At 70.8% G+C, this 18577-nt stretch carries 20 protein-coding genes; 4 read left to right on the top strand and 16 right to left on the bottom strand.

What is annotated here, in order from left to right; all coding sequences use genetic code 11:
• The first annotated feature begins 3 nt into the window (after positions 1-3).
• A complete protein-coding gene (locus U2P90_RS12255) occupies positions 4-1572 on the top strand; it encodes an NFACT family protein (RefSeq protein WP_322472340.1) in 1569 nt (522 codons plus the stop codon).
• Positions 1573-1651: 79 nt separating this feature from the next.
• Positions 1652-3007 carry an HD-GYP domain-containing protein gene (locus U2P90_RS12250; protein WP_295815296.1) on the top strand — a complete coding sequence of 452 codons (1356 nt, stop codon included), beginning with the start codon at positions 1652-1654 and terminating at the stop codon, positions 3005-3007.
• 63 nt (positions 3008-3070) lie between these two features.
• Here the strand turns inward: U2P90_RS12250 and U2P90_RS12245 are convergent, their stop codons facing one another.
• Positions 3071-4000, bottom strand: a complete 930-nt coding sequence (locus tag U2P90_RS12245; protein ID WP_295815295.1) for a carbohydrate kinase family protein — start codon at positions 3998-4000, stop codon at positions 3071-3073.
• 149 nt (positions 4001-4149) lie between these two features.
• Between U2P90_RS12245 and U2P90_RS12240 the strand changes: the two genes are divergently transcribed.
• The gene (locus U2P90_RS12240; RefSeq protein ID WP_322472339.1) at positions 4150-4446 is read left to right on the top strand and encodes a hypothetical protein; all 297 of its coding nucleotides are present in this window, start codon (positions 4150-4152) and stop codon (positions 4444-4446) included.
• Positions 4447-4795: 349 nt separating this feature from the next.
• On the opposite strand, the gene U2P90_RS12235 is transcribed toward U2P90_RS12240, so the two are convergent.
• Genes U2P90_RS12235 through ccsA form a run of 8 tightly spaced genes read right to left on the bottom strand, consistent with a single transcriptional unit; the run spans position 4796 to position 10793 of the window.
• The gene (locus U2P90_RS12235) at positions 4796-5374 is read right to left on the bottom strand and encodes a ubiquinol-cytochrome c reductase iron-sulfur subunit (protein WP_322472338.1); all 579 of its coding nucleotides are present in this window, start codon (positions 5372-5374) and stop codon (positions 4796-4798) included.
• Entirely contained in the window at positions 5371-6405 is a 1035-nt protein-coding gene (locus tag U2P90_RS12230) for a c-type cytochrome (RefSeq protein ID WP_322472337.1), read from the bottom strand. Before U2P90_RS12230 ends, U2P90_RS12235 begins: the two co-directional genes overlap by 4 nt.
• Entirely contained in the window at positions 6405-6881 is a 477-nt protein-coding gene (locus U2P90_RS12225) for a cytochrome c-type biogenesis protein CcmH (protein ID WP_295815289.1), read from the bottom strand. The genes U2P90_RS12230 and U2P90_RS12225 overlap by 1 nt, the downstream gene beginning before the upstream one ends.
• The gene (locus tag U2P90_RS12220; protein ID WP_322472336.1) at positions 6881-7462 is read right to left on the bottom strand and encodes a TlpA family protein disulfide reductase; all 582 of its coding nucleotides are present in this window, start codon (positions 7460-7462) and stop codon (positions 6881-6883) included. The genes U2P90_RS12225 and U2P90_RS12220 overlap by 1 nt, the downstream gene beginning before the upstream one ends.
• 36 nt (positions 7463-7498) lie before the next feature.
• On the bottom strand, positions 7499-9484 hold the full coding sequence (locus tag U2P90_RS12215) for a heme lyase CcmF/NrfE family subunit (RefSeq protein WP_322472335.1): 1986 nt from the start codon (positions 9482-9484) through the stop codon (positions 7499-7501).
• Positions 9485-9494: 10 nt separating this feature from the next.
• A complete protein-coding gene (ccmE, locus tag U2P90_RS12210; RefSeq protein ID WP_322472334.1) occupies positions 9495-9968 on the bottom strand; it encodes a cytochrome c maturation protein CcmE in 474 nt (157 codons plus the stop codon).
• A complete protein-coding gene (locus U2P90_RS12205; RefSeq protein ID WP_322472333.1) occupies positions 9965-10090 on the bottom strand; it encodes a hypothetical protein in 126 nt (41 codons plus the stop codon). The genes ccmE and U2P90_RS12205 overlap by 4 nt, the downstream gene beginning before the upstream one ends.
• Positions 10083-10793 (bottom strand): cytochrome c biogenesis protein CcsA, encoded by a 711-nt coding sequence (ccsA, locus tag U2P90_RS12200; protein ID WP_295818434.1) that lies wholly within the window; start codon positions 10791-10793, stop codon positions 10083-10085. Before ccsA ends, U2P90_RS12205 begins: the two co-directional genes overlap by 8 nt.
• 240 nt (positions 10794-11033) lie before the next feature.
• On the opposite strand from ccsA, the gene U2P90_RS12195 reads away from it, so the two are divergent.
• A complete protein-coding gene (locus U2P90_RS12195) occupies positions 11034-11783 on the top strand; it encodes a metallophosphoesterase family protein (RefSeq protein ID WP_322472332.1) in 750 nt (249 codons plus the stop codon).
• A 6-nt stretch (positions 11784-11789) separates the two neighbouring features.
• Here U2P90_RS12195 and U2P90_RS12190 read toward each other — a convergent pair whose 3' ends face one another.
• The 7 genes from U2P90_RS12190 to U2P90_RS12160 all read right to left on the bottom strand — a co-directional run bounded on the left by U2P90_RS12190 (position 11790) and on the right by U2P90_RS12160 (position 18416).
• A complete protein-coding gene (locus U2P90_RS12190) occupies positions 11790-12491 on the bottom strand; it encodes a heme exporter protein CcmB (RefSeq protein ID WP_322472331.1) in 702 nt (233 codons plus the stop codon).
• Positions 12488-13165, bottom strand: coding sequence for a heme ABC exporter ATP-binding protein CcmA (gene ccmA / locus U2P90_RS12185; protein WP_322472330.1), 678 nt, complete (start codon positions 13163-13165; stop codon positions 12488-12490). The genes U2P90_RS12190 and ccmA overlap by 4 nt, the downstream gene beginning before the upstream one ends.
• The gene (locus tag U2P90_RS12180) at positions 13150-13833 is read right to left on the bottom strand and encodes a cytochrome c biogenesis CcdA family protein (RefSeq protein WP_322472329.1); all 684 of its coding nucleotides are present in this window, start codon (positions 13831-13833) and stop codon (positions 13150-13152) included. The genes ccmA and U2P90_RS12180 overlap by 16 nt, the downstream gene beginning before the upstream one ends.
• A 58-nt stretch (positions 13834-13891) precedes the next feature.
• Positions 13892-14305, bottom strand: coding sequence for a penicillin-binding protein (locus U2P90_RS12175; RefSeq protein WP_322472328.1), 414 nt, complete (start codon positions 14303-14305; stop codon positions 13892-13894).
• Between the two features lie 67 nt (positions 14306-14372).
• Entirely contained in the window at positions 14373-16736 is a 2364-nt protein-coding gene (locus tag U2P90_RS12170; RefSeq protein WP_322472327.1) for a transglycosylase domain-containing protein, read from the bottom strand.
• A gap of 31 nt (positions 16737-16767) precedes the next feature.
• Positions 16768-17145 (bottom strand): response regulator, encoded by a 378-nt coding sequence (locus U2P90_RS12165; RefSeq protein WP_380103159.1) that lies wholly within the window; start codon positions 17143-17145, stop codon positions 16768-16770.
• 179 nt (positions 17146-17324) lie between these two features.
• Complete coding sequence (locus U2P90_RS12160) at positions 17325-18416, bottom strand: sensor domain-containing diguanylate cyclase (RefSeq protein ID WP_322472326.1); 1092 nt, start codon at positions 18414-18416, stop codon at positions 17325-17327.
• Positions 18417-18577 lie beyond the last annotated feature (161 nt).

The following is an 18577-nucleotide window of genomic DNA, read 5'->3' as shown; positions in this document are numbered from 1 at the left end:
CGCGTGGAAGGCCTGATGCTCGCGCGGGTGCTGCGTGACCTCGCGCCCATGCTGCCGGCCCGCACCCTGGGCTGGGTGTTCCCGGACGAGACGACCGCCGCCCTGCTGCTCGACGGTGTGGGGAATCTGGTGCTCGGGTACCGGCCACCGCAGCCGGTGCTGTTCGTGTCGCGCGAGCGGCTGCGGGGGGATCCGCGCAGTCCCTTCCAGCGAACCCTGGCCGCCCGCGCCCGTGGCGACCTGCTCCGGGTCGAGCAGCTCAAACTCGACCGGGTGGTGGCGCTGCACTTTGCCGGCGAGAGTGGCTTCGTCGATCAGGCGCCCACCCGGCTGATCTTCGAGGTCACCGGCCGCAACGCCAACGTACTGCTGCTCGAGGAGGGCGAGGGGTTTGGCGGCAGGATCCTGATGGCGGCCCGTGAGGTGACCGGCCGCCGCAACCGCTTCCGCACCATCCGCAGCGGGGGCCCGTACACGCCGCCGCCGCCCTACGACAAGCCCGATCCACGTACGCTGACCGACGCACAGGCCCAGGCGCTGGCATCGGTGCCGGTGGAGCGCTGGCGAGATCACCTGGACGGACTGGGGCCGCTGCTGGGGGCGGAGCTCGTGCGCCGCGCCGGACTGGAGCCAGGGGACGTTCCCGGGCAGGCGTGGCCGCAGGTGCTCGACGCGCTGCGCAGCGTGGTGGCCGATCCCAGCGTCAGCGAGGGCACCATGCAGGGCGGGGCCCGTGCGGCGGCCCGCAGCGAGAAGGCAGCGGCCCTGCGCAGGGCGCTGCGCGAACCGCTGGACAAGCGGCTGACCCTGCTGCACAACCAGCTCGCCGACGTGGGCCGGGCCGAACGGGGCCTGGAGGATGCCCACGCTGACCGCGCCGACGCCGATCTGCTGATGGCCTATGCCGCGCAGGTGCCGCCCGGGGCGGCCAGCGCCGAGCTGCCGGCCTTCGACGGCAGCGGCCTGCGCGTGGTGGCGCTGGAGCCGCAGCTCAGTGCCGTCCAGAACGCCGAGAAGCGGTACACGCGGGCCCGCCGCCGCGAGGACGTCTACCTGCGGCTCGCAGAGCGGGAGCCGGGGCTGCGCGCCGAGCTGGCCGAGGCCGAGCGCCGCGCCGCCAGGCTGGAGACCGCCACGCTGGACGATCTCGAAGCGCTGGAGGCCAGCCTGCACGATGGGCGGCCCGAGAAGAGCCCCTTCGGCATCCGGGCGATCACGCCGGGCGGCCACGAGGTGCTGATCGGCCGGAACAACAAGGAGAACGCCACCCTGACCCACCGGGTGGGCCGCAGTACGGACTACTGGTTCCATGCCCAGGGGTATCCGGGGAGCCACGTGCTCGTCCGCACCGGCGGGCGCGACCTGGCCCCGCCGGACATCCTGTACGCGGCGCAGCTGGCCGCCGCACACAGCAGGGCGCGGGGCGGGGGCAGCGTGCCGGTGGACTACACCCGCGTGAAGTTCGTGTGGCGGCCCCGCGGTGCGCCCGCCGGACAGGTGCACTACACGGATCAGAAGACCGTGTGGGTCGACGCCACCATCCCGCCCGCCGCTGCAGGCAGTCCGGCCTGATCCCGCCACCCATCAGGGGGCCGGAACTGCCGGGCACGTCAGCATTAAGGCGAAGCTCATGGAATGCTACACTCCGGGCGTGTCCCGCCCGTCAGCGTGGTCGTATGTGGTGCTCCTGCTCTTCGTGGGAGCTGTCGGGTACGCGTCCCTGACCGATCAGCCGGCGCTCCTCGGCGGCGCGGCGCTGCTGCTCGGTGTGGTGTCGTGGCCCCTGGGCGGAATGCTGCGGTGGCTGGCGCCGGTGGCCTACGCCCTGGGATTTCTCGTGTCCCTCACGCTGCCCGGCCACGAGGCGAGTCTGCTGGAACTGCTGGGCGTCCTGCTGATGCTCGGCGGCCTGGGCTTCATCACGCTGCGGGATCAGGGATCGGCACGGGAACTCGCGTGGCAGCGCAACACCATCGCCGCGCTGCGGGCCGGCAGTGAACGCCTGGCCGAGGCCCGGGACGCCGACGCGATCATCCGGGCCGGGATCAACATCCTGGACAAACTGCAGGTCGCGCCCAACATGGCCTTCGTGGCGTACCGCCAGGGCACGCCCATGATTCTCGCCGCCCGGGGGGCCTTCGAGGGTTTCCTGGAGCGGCCGATTCACCCCAGCGACAGCGACAGCCGGTCGGTTCAGGCCGACCACTGGGTCGCCGAGGAAGTGCTGGCCCTGCTCAAGAAGCCCCAGCGCCGGAAATACCACGTGGCCGCCGTGTACGGCCGGGCCACCACCCACCTGGGCGTGCTGATCCTGACCCGCAACGAGGACGTGGAGTTCGACGAGGACGAGACCAGCGTGATCGCGTCCTTCGCGCGTCTGCTCGGGGCACAGCTGGGCCAGTGGAACGCGATCCGCGAACTGCGCGACGCCAACGACCTGACGCTGCGTTCGCTGGGGGCCGCACTGGAACGCCGTGACGACGACACCGGTGGACACACCACCCGTGTCGTCCGCAGCTCGGAGCGTCTCGCCAGCCGGCTGGGCTGGGCCGAGGATCAGGTCAAGGCGCTGCGCTGGGGCGCGTACCTGCACGACCTGGGCAAGCTCGCGATCCCGGACGCCGTGCTGCACAAGCGCGGCCCTCTCGACCCGCAGGAGCGGCGGATCATCCAGACGCACACCACCGTCGGGTACGACATGCTCCAGGATCTGCACTTCCTCCCTGCCGAGACGCTGGATCTGGTGCGCTACCACCACGAGCGCTGGGACGGCACCGGGTACCCGGCCGGGCTGCGCGGCCAGAACATCCCGGACACCGCCCGCCTGTTCACGATCATCGACGTGTACGACGCCCTGACCAATGCACGGCCCTACAAGCCGGCGTGGACGCGCGACCGTGCCCTGAACGAGATCCGCATGCAGGCCGGTCGGCAGTTCGATCCCCAGTACGTCGATGCCTTCCTGCGCATGATGGCCGAGCAGGACGACGCCCACCTCGTGCTGTGACCGGATCGGGGGCGTGACCACGTGCCGCGCCGGCCCGGTCACCGGGCCCGGCGCGGCCTACCGTCAGCCCAGCGCGTCCAGATCGGCCTGGGTGGGTGCATAGGCCCCGGCGTGGGCGCACGCCACGGCCGCTGCCTTCAGGCCCACGCGCAGGTGCTCCGTCCACAGCGCCTCCGGGCGGCGGGTGGCGCTGGAGAGCAGCCCGGCACACAGGGCGTCCCCAGCCCCCACGGTGTCGGCCACCGTGACGGGAACGGTCGGGAGGTTCACGGTGCCTGCCGAGTGGTACAGCGTCGCGCCCTGCGCTCCACGTGTGATGACGATGGGGGCGTCGTGGTTCAGGCCGCGCAGCAGGCGCAGCGCCTCCTCCTCGGTGGTCTTCGGGAAGAAGAAGTCCAGATCCTCATCGCTGAACTTGATCAGGTCGGCCACCCGCAGCACCCGCTCGAACACGGCCGGGTAGTCCGGGTGCCGGTGGGTGATCCGGGCGTTGGGGTCGAAGCTGATCTTCACCCCGGCCGCCCGGGCCGAGTCGATCACCTCCAGCAGCGTGTCGGCCAGTGGCCAGCGGCTCAGGCTGATGCCGCCCACGTGCAGCCAGCGCGCGGCGCCCAGCCAGCCGTGGGGCAGCGCGGCCGGGTCGAACAGCAGGTCGGCGCTGTTCTCGCCCAGGAACCGGTACGCCGGCGGACTGGCCGAGTACACGACGGCGATCAGCGTCGGTGCGGCCACCTGCTGCAGGAACCGCGCGTCCAGCCCGGCGGCGTCGCTGGCAGCCTTCAGGTCATCCCCGAAGTTGTCCTGGCCCACGGCCCCGGCAAAGGCGCTCGGCACCCCCAGAGCCGCGCAGGCCCGCGCGACGTTCCATGCGGCGCCGCCCGGGTGCGCGTGCCACGTGCTTCCGCCCCCGGTCACGAGGTCGATCAGGGCCTCACCCGCACACACGATCAGGGGCAGGGCAGGGGGCGCGGCCGGAGCAGAGGGATCTGACATACGCTCCCGATCGTACCGTGTGACGCCCGTTCCACCGATCATGGTCTGATCATGGGCCACGGAGGATGATCGGTACAGGCGTCGTTCCGGCCGCACTTCCGGGGGGGAGACACTCGCCGGAACGCGCCCACTCCACAGGAGGGGACAGCATGACCACCCACACCACATCCGCCTTGCCCGGTGGCGACATCCCGCACGTCGGTCCGCACGACCTCAAGGCCCTGAGCCGCGAGGTGAAGGCCCTGCATGCCCGCGTGCGCGAGCTGGCCGCCTCCGACCGGCTGGAGGAGCTGCTGAAGATCATTCCCCGACCCGGCTGGACGACCCCGGCTGAATTTGAACTCGTGCGCGGAACCGTGGCGTACATGAACCGGCAGGTGGCCGCGCTGGATGAGGCACAGGACATGCTTCTGAAGGGAGCGAATCTGGTCGGCGCCCGCACCTGAACCCGCCAGAGCTGGCGGCCAGGGCGAGACCTGCTGGCCGCCGTCGTGTGTCCTCGGCAGATGGCCCGACAGGACGGCGCTGCGACAACATCTACCGCCAGTGTGCGCCCATCGGCCGAAACCCGGAGGTGGCCCGAAGCTTCGGGCGCCAGGGTGCCGTGTCGAGGTTCAGCGCACGGCCGCCCTGCCCATGAGCCTCCTGCACGGTTCGGTCAGACACCTGCTGGACGGGCCGCCAGCCGGGTCATGCGGCGGCCACCACACCTCGTCCCCAGCCTTCGGCCGGCGGCGGTGATGATCACATTTGTGGACGAGGCCTCGACATCGCTGCGGGTGCTCTGGGCGCACGTCATCCGCTGTCCAGCGCCGGGGCGGGTTCGATGCCGGTGGCCCAGATCTGGGCACCGCGCCGTTCCAGCCGCACGCGCGGCAGGGGAGCGCGCGCCTTGCCGAACTCGGCCACGCCGGCCTGAAGCGGATCGAACACGCTGTAGTGGCAGCGGCAGCCCAGGCGCGGATGCGGCGCGTCCTGCGGCGGTCGGTAGTTGAAGGCGAAGGCCAGCACCTCCGGGTCGCGCACGAGGTTCACGGTGCAGCCCAGGTGCGTGCAGACGCGGGAATACGCGACGAGATGGGTGGCCGTGTCACCGGATGTGGTCTCCAGACCGCCCGACACCGCCTGGGGCACGCGCAGCAGCGTACAGGGCCGTCCCGCGTAGGTGAAGGTCTGCTCCGACCATTCGGCGCTCAGGGCCGCGACGGACGCGACCCTCCGGGGTGGGTGCGACTCGAAATCCGGTGATCCGGCCCGTTCCCGGCCGAAGGTCACCCGTGCTCCATACCATCCCAGATAGCCGAAGGCCCCCAGCGTTCCTGCCACCGGCAGCATCCACCAGCGCTCCAGCACGTGGCGCCGGGTCAGCTTCACTGGCCCGCCTTCTGCCAGTCCTCCAGCAGCGTCAGCAGCAGGGTCAGGTCGCGCCCGGACAGCTGCGGATACGCGGGCATGGCGCCCTTGCCCTGCCGGATGATGGTCGCCATCGCGGCGCGGGTCAGGGTCGAGACGCGCAGGTTCGGGCCGATGCCGCCGCCGCCAGCCGGGCCGTGACAGCTCGCGCAGTTCGCGGCGTACACGGTCAGCGCGGGGTCGCTCTGCTGCAGCCGGGTCCGCAGCGCCGTGATCAGCTCGTCCGCCTCCCGGCCCGATGGACTCAGCGTGCGGTAGCGCTCCAGCGCGTCCAGGGCGTCCCGACTCTGCCCGAACCGGGCGAGCGTATAGCCGAGCAGCAGCTGCGACTCCGGATCGCTCGGCGCGAGCTGCGCGGCGGTTTGTACCAGCAGCGCCGCCTGCGTGGCGTCCTGCTCGCTGATCTCCTGACCCGTCTGCTCGCCGCGCGTGAGCAGTAAGATTCCCAGCCGCCGCAGCGCCACCGGCTGCCTGGGGTCGAGTTTCAGCGCATTCCCGTAGGCGGTGAGCGCCTGGTCATAGGTGCCGGAGTCGAACGCGGCCTTCCCCCACGCCAGGTAGTCGGTATTGGTCTTCGTGCGCTCGGCGGTCGCCCGGAGCTGCGGCAGATCCAGCACCGCCTGCACGTTGGCGGCCTCGCCGGTGTCCAGCGACGCGAGCTGCCAGCGCGGCACGACCGTGAACGCGGCGATGGCCGTGACCAGCAGCGCGGCCACAGTGCCGATCAGGGCCAGCCGCCGTGCCCCACCACGGCCCGGTGCAGGCGGCAGGGCGTCCAGGGCACGCAGGGTGCGGGCGGCGCGGCGTTCCAGATCCGGGCGGCGGTCACCTGCGGCGGGGTCGGCCAGTTCCATGTACAGCCGGTCGCGTTCGGCCATCAGGTCATCCCGCTGCGCCGCGTCCGGGTCGGCCACCTGCCCGCGCCTCAGCGGTTCCAGGGTCAGGTACAGCGCGGCGAGCACGATCAGGCCCAGCACCACGAGGCCCGCCATCAGCGCTCCCCGCCGGGGCGGGTGTCGCGCCTGACCTGATCCAGATACGAGTCGTAGGGCTCGGGTTCAGTCAGAGGCGCAGCCGGAGTGCCCGGTGACCGGCGCCGCAGGAACGTCCACCACACGCCGCCGCCGGCCACCAGGGCCAGCAGCGGGCCGCCCCACAACAGCAGGTTCCGGCCACTGCGGGGCGGGTCGAGCAACACGAAGTTGCCGTAGCGCTGGGCAAAGAAGGCATAGATCTCGTCGCTGGGCTTCCCGGCCGCCACCTGCTCGCGTACGCTCTGGCGCATCTTGATGCTGATATCGCTGCGTGACTGTTCGATGGACTCGCCGGTGTCGCACAGCGGGCAGCGCAGGTTCTTCTGGATGGCGACGGCGCGGGCCTCCTGCGCCGGGCTCAGGGCGGGGGCGGCAGCCACGGCACTTCCCAGCAAAGAGGCGGTCAGAAGAACTGCAGTGAGCCGAGCTGCCATCAGATGCCGGGAACGCCGATCGCGCTCAGTCCGGCATTCAGGCGCTCGCGCGTCAGGCCGCCCCGATCCATGTACTGCACGACGCCCTGTTTGTCGATGAACACGGTCTCCGGGATGCCCGATACGCCGTAGTTCACGCCGGTGTCGATGCCGGGATCGCGCAGGTTGGGGTACGCCAGACCGTATTCCTGGATGAAGTCGCGGGCGTTCTTCTCGCTGGTCTCCTGAAACAGGATGCCCAGGATCGCCACGTCGGACGCGCCGCCCTGTTTGGCCGCCAGTTCGCGGAACATCGGCGCCTCCTCGCGGCAGGGCCCGCACCACGACGCCCAGAAGTTCAGCACGACCGGGCGGCCGCGCAGCTGCTCCAGGCGTACAGGAACGCCGTCGAGACTGGTCAGGGTGAAGGATGGTGCCGTCTTGCCGATCAGCGGCCCGCCGGTGGTGGCGTTGTGGGACGGCCGCAGCAGTGTGTACCCCAGCACCGCGACGAGCGCGGCAGCGAACAGGGGGGGCATGAGTCGTCGCCACGCCGGGACGGGGGCGGCAGGAGGACTGGACTGGGTCTTGGAGGTGGTCATCGGCTTACTCGGTCTCCAGAAGTGCATGGGGGGTCGTCAGTCGGTCGCGGGTGCCAGCCCTGCGGCCACCGTCCGGGGCGCGACGCGGCCCGGCGGCACCAGCGTGAGTCCGGCCCCGACACAGATGATCAGGGTGCCCCACCAGATCCACGACACCAGCGGGCTCTCGATCAGGTGGACGCTGACCCACCGTGGGGTGGCGGCGCTGTCCTGGGCCGTGAGCACCAGATACGTGTCGCCCAGCAGGGAATAGCGCACGGCGGGGGCAGGGAAGCCGGTGCTGCCCGCCTGGGTGTAGGTATTGATCCGGGCCTGGAAGGGCCGGCCGTCGATCAGGACGGTCGCCACGGTCGAGCCGCCATAGGGCCGCAGCTCGCGCCGGATGCCCTGCACCTGCACCTGCTCGTGCAGCAGGGTCGTGGGGGCGGCGTTCACGGTCAGGGTGGCCTGCGTCTCGGCGCGGTATGCCCCGCTGAACGCGAGCCCCAGCGCCACGACGACCAGACCCACGTGCGCCAGATACGCTCCGTAGCGGCGGGGATTGGCCCGGAGCGTGGTGCCCAGTCCGCCCGCCTGCCGCGCCGCGCGGGCGGTCAGCAGGCCCAGGCCCAGCAGGTTGTACGCGCCCAGCGCGATGGTCGCCAGCACACCGGCGCTGCGGATGCCCAGACCGAAGGCGATCAGGCCCGCCCCCAGTCCGGCGACCAGCAGGGGCCGCAGCGCCCGCCACAGCGACTGTCCGTCGGCCCGCCGCCACGGCAGCAGCGGCCCCACGCCCATCAGGGCGAGGAGTGCCAGCCCCAGCGGAATGGCGAAGGCGTTGTAGAACGCCGGGCCGACCGAGGCGTCCCGCCGGCCCTGCCACGCCTCGACAAAGGTGGGGAACAGCGTGCCCAGCAGCACCATGAACGCGAACACCAGGAAGATCCAGTTGCCGGCCAGGAACGCGCCCTCGCGGCTCACGGGTTCGGCCAGGTCGGCGTCGTCGCGCAGGCGGGGAGCCCGCCACGCGGCCAGAGCGATGCCGGACACCAGCAGCAGCGCCAGGAAGCCCAGGAAGACCGGCCCGACCGGCCCGCCCGCGAAGGCGTGCACACTCTGCACGATGCCGCTGCGGTTCAGGAACGTGCCCAGCACGGTGCTGGAATACGCCAGGACGATCAGCCACACGTTCCACGAGCGCATCAGGCCGCGCCGTTCCTGGATCTGAACCGAATGCAGGAACGCCGTGGTCAGCAGCCACGGAATGAAGCTGGCGTTCTCGACCGGATCCCACGCCCAGTAGCCGCCCCAGCCGAGCGTCTCGTAGCTCCACCATCCACCGGCCACGATCGCGGCGGTCAGGAACGTCCACGCGACCAGCGTCCAGCGGCGCGTGACCGCAACCCAGTGGTCGCTCAGGCGGCCCGTGACCAGGGCAGCCACGGCGTACGCGAAGGGCACGCTCAGGCCGACGAAGCCCAGGTACAGCAGCACCGGATGCACCGCCATCATCCAGTGGTTCTGGAGGGCCGGGTTCGGCCCCCGGCCGTCGGCGGGGACGGTCGCCATCGGCGTGAACGGCGAGGCCACGCTGGCGCACACGCCCACGAAGAACAGCAGGCTCACGAACATCGCGCCCAGGGCCCACGGCCGCAGCGCGTCGCGGCGCAGCGTCAGGCTCAGGATGAAGGTGTAGCCGGCCAGCAGCCACGCCCACAGCAGCACGCTGCCCTCCAGCGCCCCCCACAGGCTGGTGATCTTGACCCACAGCGGCGAGGCCCGCATGGAATGTTCGGCCACGTACCGCACCGTGAAGTCGTCCTGGAGCAGCGCGACCATCAGCACGGCGCACGCCACGGTCACCAGGGCGAAGACCGCCCACGTGGCGCGGCGGGCCGCCTCGGTCACGCGGGCGTCCGGGCGTACACCGCCCACCGCGGCGAGCCCCAGGCCGGCCAGCGTGAACGCCAGCGCGGCCAGCAGGGCGATCTGCCCCAGCGCACCGAGCGGACTGGACGTAAAGGAGATCAGGTTCAGCACGGCCCGGGCCTCACTCGCTCCGGCGCAGCAGCTGATCCATGTCGGCCTGCGTCTTGGGCACGTTGTATTCCTCGGAATGCTTCACGATCAGCTCGGAGGCGTGGAAGATGCCCCCCTGGAAGGTGCCGCGCACGACCACGCCCTGGTTCTCCCTGAACAGGTCGGTGACCGCGCCCGTGTAGGTCACGGGGTAGCTCGCGCCGCCGTCGGTGACCGTGAAGGCCAGTTTCAGCGTCTGAGGGTCGTACGTCGCGTTTCGCACCAGTCCGCCGATCCGCAGGGGGCGGCCCTCCAGCGTGGCCTGCTGCTGGGCGTACTCGGTGGGGGTCACGAAATACTCCAGGCTCTTGCCCAGGTTCCCGAAGGCGATGAACCCCGTGAGCCCGACCAGCGCCACCACGCCCAGCACGACCGGCAGCGGCGAGCGCCGGCGCTGCCGGGCCTGGGGCAAAGGGGACGGGGTGGGTGGCAGGGGAGACGTCATGGCCGGCTCCGGTCATCCGGCGTTCCGGCCCGCAGCCGCAGCCACATCCACGCCAGATACGCCGCGAGCAGCCCGAAGGTCACCACGTACACCACGATCACGTAGGCCGCGTACTTATCCACGGGCAACCCCCAGGGTGCTCACTGCATCCGGCATCTCCAGCTCGTCGCGGGCGTCCTCGCGGGCGGCCAGGATGGCCCGGACGCGCAGCAGGTACACGTACAGCAGCGTGAAGGCGACGGTCGCCACCAGCAGCACCCAGCCGTAGACCGGTGCCGCGTCGAAGCGCACCTTGCCCAGCAGCTTCAGGGTCTGGGTCTGGTGAACTCCGCGCCACCACTCCACGGCCATGTAGTTCACCGGCACGTACAGCGTGCCCACGAGCCCCACCACCGCCGACACGCGGGCGCGGCGCTCGGGGTCGTCGATCATGGTGCGGATCAGCAGGTACGCGCCGTACACGACCAGGCTCAGGGCCGTGGTCGTCAGGCGGGCGTCCCACACCCAGTACGTGCCCCACGTGGGCTTGGCCCACAGCATCCCACCCACGATGGTCACGACCGTGAACAGCACCCCGATCTCGGCGCTGCTCATGGCCAGCCGATCCCAGCGGCGCTCGCGGCGGATCAGGTACAGCAGCCCGAACAGGCCGGTGCCGCCGTAGGCGAGGTAACTCAGCCACGCGCTGGGCACGTGGACGAACATCAGGCGCACCAGCGAGCCCTGGTTGATATCCAGCGGCGCGCTCAGGCCCAGCCCCACCGCCACCAGCAGCGTGAGCAGGGTCGCCGCGCCCAGCAGCGTCGTCGTGAGATCTCTTCGCATGTCGCCTCCCATTCTGAACCTCCCACCGTGGCCTCACCGTGAGGCGGTGCGGGAGCACCGTCCAATACCGGCACAATCGCAAGAAATGGGGTTTGCGGGCAAGTGCGAGTGTCCCCATCCGACCAAGGTCTATGCTGTGCCCAGACCCCTGTCCCCCTCCGGAGCGTCCTGTGCAGACCTGTACCACCATCCAGTTCAGCACCCGTGTCGGATCCGCACGGCGGTGCGCCGCGACCTGACATGCGCGTCGCGGCCCTGTACGACATCCACGGGAATCTGCCCGCGCTGGAGGCGGTGTGGGCCGACCTCTTGCCCCGGCAGCCGGACGTGCTGGTCTGTGGCGGCGATGTCGTGAGCGGGGCCATGCCGCAGGAGACCCTGGCCTTCCTGCGCTCGCTGCCCGTACGGGTGGAGTACGTGCGCGGCAATGCCGACCGCGAGGTCGTGGCCTTCGCGCAGGGGTTGGTCGATGACGCCCTGCCAGACTCCGTCCGAACCCTGACGGCGTGGGTGGCGGCGCAACTCGGGCCGGATGACCTCGCGTTCATGGCCGGGTGGCCCCTGACCGGCACCCTGAAGGTGCCTGGCGTGGGTACGGTGCTGTTCTGCCACAGCACGCCGCACGCCGACACGCCGGTCTACACCCGCGAGACGCCGTTGGCGCGGGTGGCCGCCTACTTCCAGGGCGTCACCGCCGATGTGGTCGTGGTCGGCCACACCCACATGTCCTTTGACCGACAGATCGGTTCTGTGCGTCTGGTCAATGCCGGCAGTGTCGGGATGCCCTACGGCGAGCCCGGTGCCCACTGGCTGTGGCTGGACGGTGGCGTCTACCACCGCCGAACCGCCTACGACCGGGTACGGGCTGCGGATCGCGTCCGCGCCAGCGCGTGTCCGCAGCGGGACGATCTGGCGGCCAGCCTTCTGGCCCCACCCAGCGAGCATGAAGCGCTGGAGGTGTTCGGCCGGCTGGCAGAGGCGCAGGAGTGATCCGGTTCAACCCTCGGCGGCGAAGGGGAACAGCAGGGTCGCCAGGATCACGGTGCCCACGTCCAGGGCGGCCAGGAACGACAGCCACGTGGCGACCTCAGGCGACCAGCCGCCGTCCAGCAGCAGGGCCGTCGCCTTGACCGTGGCGATCACGACCGGCACCACGATCGGGAAGGCCAGCGCCGGCAGCAGCGCCTCGCGGGCCCGCAGGCTGACCGTGATGCTGCCGTAGAAGGTCGTGCCGGCCGCAAAGCCCGTCACGCCCAGCAGCGTGGTCAGGGCCAGCGCCGCCCACGGCACGGCCCGCCCCGCGCCCGCCGCGCCGAACAGGATCAGACCGGTGGGCACCGCGAACGCCGCGACCAGCAGCAGCGGCCCCAGCACTCCCAGCAGCTTGCCCAGATACAGAGCGCCGTGTGGCCCCGGCAGCAGCAGCAGCTGTTCCAGCGCCCCCGCCTCCTGTTCCTGCGCGAAGGCCCGCTGGGCACCCACCGCGGCCGACAGCGCCAGCGCCGTCCACAGCGCCCCCGCCGCCACCGACGCCGTCTGGGTCGGCGTGCGCCCGTCGCTGCCCCCCAGCGCGAGGCCCAGGATCAGCAGCACCAGTCCGGCAAAGAATGCCGTGGCAAGCACGGACTCGCGCGTGCGGCCCGCGACCCGCAGATCCTTGGCGGCCACGGCCCACGCCAGCCGCAGGGCCGCATTCACGCCTCCACCAGCTGTCCGCCGGTCAGGCGCAGGGCGTGGGGAGCCACCTGCCGGGCCAGTTCCGGCTCGTGGGCGGCGATCAGCAGCGCCACGCCGCGTCCCTGCAGGTCGCGGAGCAGCTCGATCACCAGTGCCCGCCCCGCGTCGTCCAGGTTGGCGAAGGGCTCGTCGACCAGCGTGACGGGCCGGGCCAGCAGCCACGCCCGGGCCAGGGCCAGCCGCTTGCGCATCCCGGCCGACAGGTGCCGCACCCGGCGTGTCGCCGCCCCCTCCAGGCCCACCCGTGCCAGGGCAGCCCGCACGTTACCGGGCTGCCCGTACACCCGCAGGGCGAACTCCAGGTTCTCCGCGCAGCTTAGATCCGGGTACAGCCCGGCATCGACCGGCATGAGATGGATGACCTCGCGCACCGAGCGGCCGTCGCGCAGGTCGAAGCCCAGCACCCGCCCCTCGCCACGGGTGGGCCGCAGCGCCGAGGCCACCACCCGCAGCAGGGTGGTCTTGCCTGCGCCGTTCTCGCCCAGCAGGGTCACGCCCTGCCCGGCGGGGACGTCCACGGTCACGCTGCGCAGGATCACCTCGCGGCCCAGGCGCAGCCACACGTCTCGTAGCTGGACGGCGTGGGGGGTGGTGGGTTCGGGGGAGGTCAGACCAGCGCCTACCGGATCAGCCATGCCGGCATCACCTGCGAGAAGAAGGTTGCCAGCCGCGTGAACTGCCCGCTGACCATCAGCAACCCGACCGCCACGAGGATGGCGCCGCCGACCTTCTCGAAGATTCCGGCGTAGCGGTTCAGGCGGCGCAGGTTCAGGCGGTGCCACAGCAGCGCGGCCAGCAGGAAGGGCGCGGCCAGCCCCAGCGTGTACGCGGCCAGCAGGCCGACCCCGCTGCTCAGGCTGGCGCTGCTGGCGGCCAGCCCCAGGATGCTGCCCAGTGTCGGCCCCAGGCACGGGCTCCACCCGAAGGCGAAGGCCGCGCCCAGCGCCACCGGCCCGTAGCCGCCCGCGTCGGCCAGCGCCCGCGTGTCGCGCATGAGCAGCAGCGGGCGCACGGCTCCCAGCATGACCAGCCCGAAGAAGATGATCAGCACGCCGGCCACCTGCCCCAGCAGGATCTTGTGGGGGGCCAGCACCGCCCCGAGGGTGCTGGCCGTCGCTCCCAGCGCGATGAACACCAGGCCGAAGCCGGCGATGAAGCCCAGCGCACGGGCCAGCGGAGCCCGCGCCCCACCGATCACGCCCAGGTAACTGGGCACCAGCGGCAGCACACATGGACTCAGGAAGGACAGCAGGCCTGCCGCGAACGCGATCAGCAGCGTCGGAGAGGCGGCGGCACCGGTCATGCGCGGAGTCTAGAGGATTGCTCCGGCGGTCGGCGGGGCAGGCGTCCTGTGGCCGGGTTCAGGGCTGGCCCGGGTCATCCAGCCCGGCCAGCCCCAGGTCGCCCGCAAAGGTGCCCTCCCACGCGTTCAGGATGCGCCCGCCCTGCACCAGCAGCACGGCGGGGTAGGTGCCGACCCGCAGCGTCCGGGCGAAGGCCGTGGCGTCCGCGCCGCGCCACGCCGGCACGCCCGTGGGCGCCGGCGCGGGAATGTCCTCGGCGTTCACGGCCCGCACCGGCAGTCCACTCGCCAGGATCGCCGTCCACAGGGCACCCAGGTCGCCGCAGTCGTGGCTGTAGACCACGACCACCTCGCGCCCCGCGCTGACCCATGGATGCGCGGGCAGGGGTTCGCCCAGGCGCACGCGCGCCTGCGCGGGCATGACTCCCACGGCCAGGAGCAGGGTCAGCAGGGGGGCGCGGCGTCGGCTCATGCCGGCATGATGTCCCGCCGGGCGTCGGGTGTCGTGGGGAATCCGTGAGAGGGCCGCCGCCGGGGGATCACGGCGTGCTGGGAACCGGCACGGTCTGCGGCGCGTTGCCGGCGCTCCGGGCCGCCTTCACGGCCGCCGGATCGGGCGTCTCGTCGGGCAGCGGCTGGGGGCTGGGATCGGGCGCGTACGCGGGCAACTGCTCGATGTACACCCGGCGCTGGACGATGTTCTCGGGGGGCGTGAACTCGGTCGCCTGGCGGTTGGTGGTGCGATCCACGCTGATCAGCACGGTGCGGGGGTCGGTGGCCGGCCGCCGGTACGAGGTCTCGCGGTACTGGGTGGGCGTGGGGGCGTCAGCCTGCACCTCGGTGTTGGCGGCGTCGCGGTACTGCGGGTCGAGCACGGCGATCTTCACGTCCCGCAGGTAGCGGGGATCGGGCGTGTCGGCATACAGGATCCCCGGCGGCTCGCTGAACTGGCGCACCGTCTGCCCCTGGTGCGCGAGTTCCATCATGCGGCGCCAGATCGGCGCGGCGACCTGTCCGGAATAGTAGTACTCGGGGTTGCCACCGCCCTGCTGCTTGCCCACCCACACGGCCCCGGTGTAGAGCGGCGTGGTGCCGACGAACCACAGATCCTTGACGAAGTTGCTGGTGCCGGTCTTCCCAGCCACCGGCCAGTCGCCGAATTTGGAGCGGGCCGCGAGACCGCCCTGAGGCTCCGTCCAGTCGTTCACGACGCCCCGGATCATGTCCAGGCCCAGGAAGGCGACCTGTGGGGTCCAGACGCGCGTGGGCCGCAGCGGATCGTTGGCGGCGTCGTACAGCACCTCACCCCGGGCCGTGGTCACCCTTGAGATGTAGCGAGGTGCCCGGTACAGCCCGCCGTTCACGAAGGGAGCATAGGAAGCCGCCATCTTGATCGGGGTGGTCTCGACGGCGCCCAGCGCCGCCGCCAGCCCGGTGCCGTCGTTCGGGGGAATGCCCAGTTCGCGCAGCTTGCCGAAGAAGGTCTGCAGGCCGATCCGGTCAGCCAGGCGCACCGTGACCAGGTTCAGCGAGCGGTCGAGGGCCTCGCGCAGGGTCATGGCGCGGTTCTGGGTGGCGCCCTCGAAGTCCTTGGGGGCATAGACGCCGCCCGCGCAGCCCGGACAGGGATAGGAGACGGGCTTGTCGTCCTCCTCGTGGGCCTGGGTCAGGCCGGTCGACAGGGCCGTGGTGTACAGCAGCGGCTTGATGGTCGAGCCCACCTGCCGCTGGCCCTGCGCGGCGTTGTTCCAGTCGGCGGGGGGTTCGCTGCCCCGGAGTTTCTGACCGATCATGCCCAGCACCTCGCCGGTGTAGGGGTCGATCACCGTCGCGGCCAGGGTCGCGCCGGGAGGCAGGTAGGTGGTGTCGCGGCTGGCGGTCTCGGTGGCGTTCTGCACCTTGGGGTCGAGCGTGGTATACACGCGCAGCCCGCCGGAACCGTAGACCTTGTCACGCCCGAAGCGCCGGACGAGTTCCTGTTCGACCTGTCCCATGAAATGAGGAGCGCGGGTGGTGACGACGGCCTTGAGTTCCTTTTGCGTGCGGTCGACCAGTTTTGCGCTCGTTACATTCCCGTTGGTGTCGTAGATGACCTTCCATCCGCGCGGCTGGAGTGGTTCCCTCCATGCGGCGTCGGCCTGGGCCTGCGTGATCCACCGGTCCTCGACCATGCGGGTGAACAGGGTCTTCATCAGGGGCCGCATCGCCTTGTAGTCGAAGTAGCGACCGGCCCTAGGCACCAGCACGGTCAGGTACGCACTCTGGGCCAGGGTGAGTTTCTTCGGCGTGGTGCGGAAATACGCCTGCGCCGCCGAGTAGATGCCGTACAGCTCGACCGGCCCTCCGTCGCCCCAGTAGATGGTGTTCAGATACGACTGGAGGATCTCCTCCTTGGTGAACGAGCGCTCGACCTGTACGCTCAGCAGCCACTCCTTGACCTTTCGGTCTGGGGTACGGGCCTGGTTGTACTCGGCCAGCAGCAGGGTGTTCTTCACCAGCTGGTTGGTCAGCGTGCTGCCCCCCTGCGCGGTGTCGCCCCGCGCGACCCGCTGCACCTGCCGGCCCAGGCCGTAGGGATCCAGGCCGTAGTGCTCGAAGAAGCGCCGATCCTCGTTGGCGATCAGCGCCGCCTCCATGAAGGGACTGATCTCGTCCAGGGTCACGATGGTGCGGCTGATCGCCTGCTCCCCGATGCGCGGGATCAGGGTGCCCAGCGGGGTGCTGTCGCGGGCGTAGACCTTGGTCTCCGAGCCCAGCGAGCGGGTCAGGTTGTCGAGTTGCCGGTAGTCGGGAAGTTCACGCCACCATTTTGTGCCGTACGTGGCGGCCACACCGATCCCGGCGACCAGCGCGGCGATCAGCAACGAGAACAGGAATTTGAAGAACCGCAGGACAAAGATCAAGGTGGACGCTCCGTTCTGCCGGCCCTCCGGGCTAGCGTCGCCGCGCTTCCACCAGCTGGTTCACGCGGCCGCGCAGGTTCTTCCCGGACAGCGGCTTGTATACGATATCGTCTGCGCCCACGAGTTTGGCGTGGTCGCGTGTCTGATCATCGTCGAAGCCCGTGAGAAGAAGGACAGGAACGGAACGCAGGCGCTTGATGCGCTTGACCCGCGAGCAGATCTCGAAGCCGTCCATGTGGGGCATCTTGACGTCCAGGAGCATGGCGTCGGGCGTGTGGTCGCGCAGGTAGTCCAGCGCGGCCTTGCCATCCGACACGGCCACGATGTCATGCCCGTCGGCCGACAGGATGACCTCCAGCATGGTGCGGATGGCCGGTTCGTCGTCCGCGACGAGAATGGTGTACGCCATGCGGGGCATCATAGTGCAGCGAATCTGACGCTGTTCACACAGAACCGGGTGCATCTGGGGCGGCTGCGGTGCCCACACGACGGCCGCCGGCGTGGCGGCGTGGCCCCGCCCCAGTCCTGCGGTGTGAACGGTCGGCCCAGTGCCGGACGGGAGCCCGTCCACCGGCACTGGGCCGGCGGTCAGTTGACCGGGTCGGGGAGGTCGTGGCGGAAGATCGTGTCCGCGACCCGCACGTCGTTGCGGCCCTGGGCCTTGGCGGCGTACATGGCGGTATCGGCGCGCGCCAGAACCTGATCCGGATGCTCACCGGCCCTGGAACTCGCCACGCCGAAGCTGGCGGTCACCCCGCTGACCGGCCCCAGCACCAGGCCGCGCAACTGCGTGCGCAGGCTGTCGAGCCGCGCCCGGATCTCGGCCCGGTCGTGCCGGGGCAGGATCAGCAGAAATTCCTCGCCGCCCCAGCGGGACGCCACGCTGCCCGGCGGCAGGTGACGGATGGCGCCGGCCACGCCGCGCAGCACTGCGTCGCCGGTCGCGTGCCCGTAGGTGTCGTTCACGCTCTTGAAATGATCCAGATCGAACAGCACCAGGGTGAAGGCCGTGTCGCCCTGGGCCAGGGCCGCGAGGTGCTCCTCGGCGGCGCGGCGGTTGGCCAGGCCCGTCAGGACATCCGTGTAGGCGGCCGTGCGGGTGGCCATCAGGCGGTGGTGCTGCACCCCGATCGTGCGGTTCAGGACGATCAGCACCGCGCCGGTGAGCAGGAACTGGGCCGAGGCCGCCGCCAGCTTCAGGCGCATGTCGTCCGGCACTGTCATGGTCACGTGCCACGCGCAGATCGCGGTGGCCAGGATCAGGATGCCGCTGGTGACGACGGTGGCCAGCCGGGACGGAAAGGTCAGGAACGCCGCCGCGTAGATCACCGCGAACCAGTAGGTGTTCTCCATCAGGGTCACCGACGTGGCCGGCATCACCTCGTACTGGTGCGAGAGCGCGAGCAGCACATACGTCGCGCCGCCCAGGTAGGCGGTCTGGAGTGCCGCCGAGAGAGTGATCCGCTTCAGCACCAGCAGGCCCTGAAGAACGATCAGCAGCGCGGACATGCCTGGCAGGGCCCAGATGTCCAGCGGATCGAAGGCCGGCCGCTGCAGGGCCAGGGCGACCGCGCTGGCCAGCGTGACCAGGATCACCAGCGCCAGGAACATCTGCCGCTGGCTGCGGTGCCACTCGGACGGGTTCAGGGCCAGGTTCGGGGCAGGGGATGGACTGGGCAATCGGACTCCAGAAGCGGAAGGTCGGGATCGGGGGTGACGACCGGGAGTCTATCGTTTCACGTTCATGGATTCAAAAGGATCTGGGGGCGTTCCTGTGCCGTCCACGCGGGCAGCCCGCCGGCCAGCCCCACACGTGGGCCGCGCCGGCCGCGGTCTGCACG

This window comes from Deinococcus sp. AB2017081 (assembly GCF_034440735.1).
GTDB lineage: Bacteria > Deinococcota > Deinococci > Deinococcales > Deinococcaceae > Deinococcus > Deinococcus rufus.
Note: the sequence above shows the minus strand (reverse complement) of the source record. Positions and strands in the feature narration are given on the sequence as shown.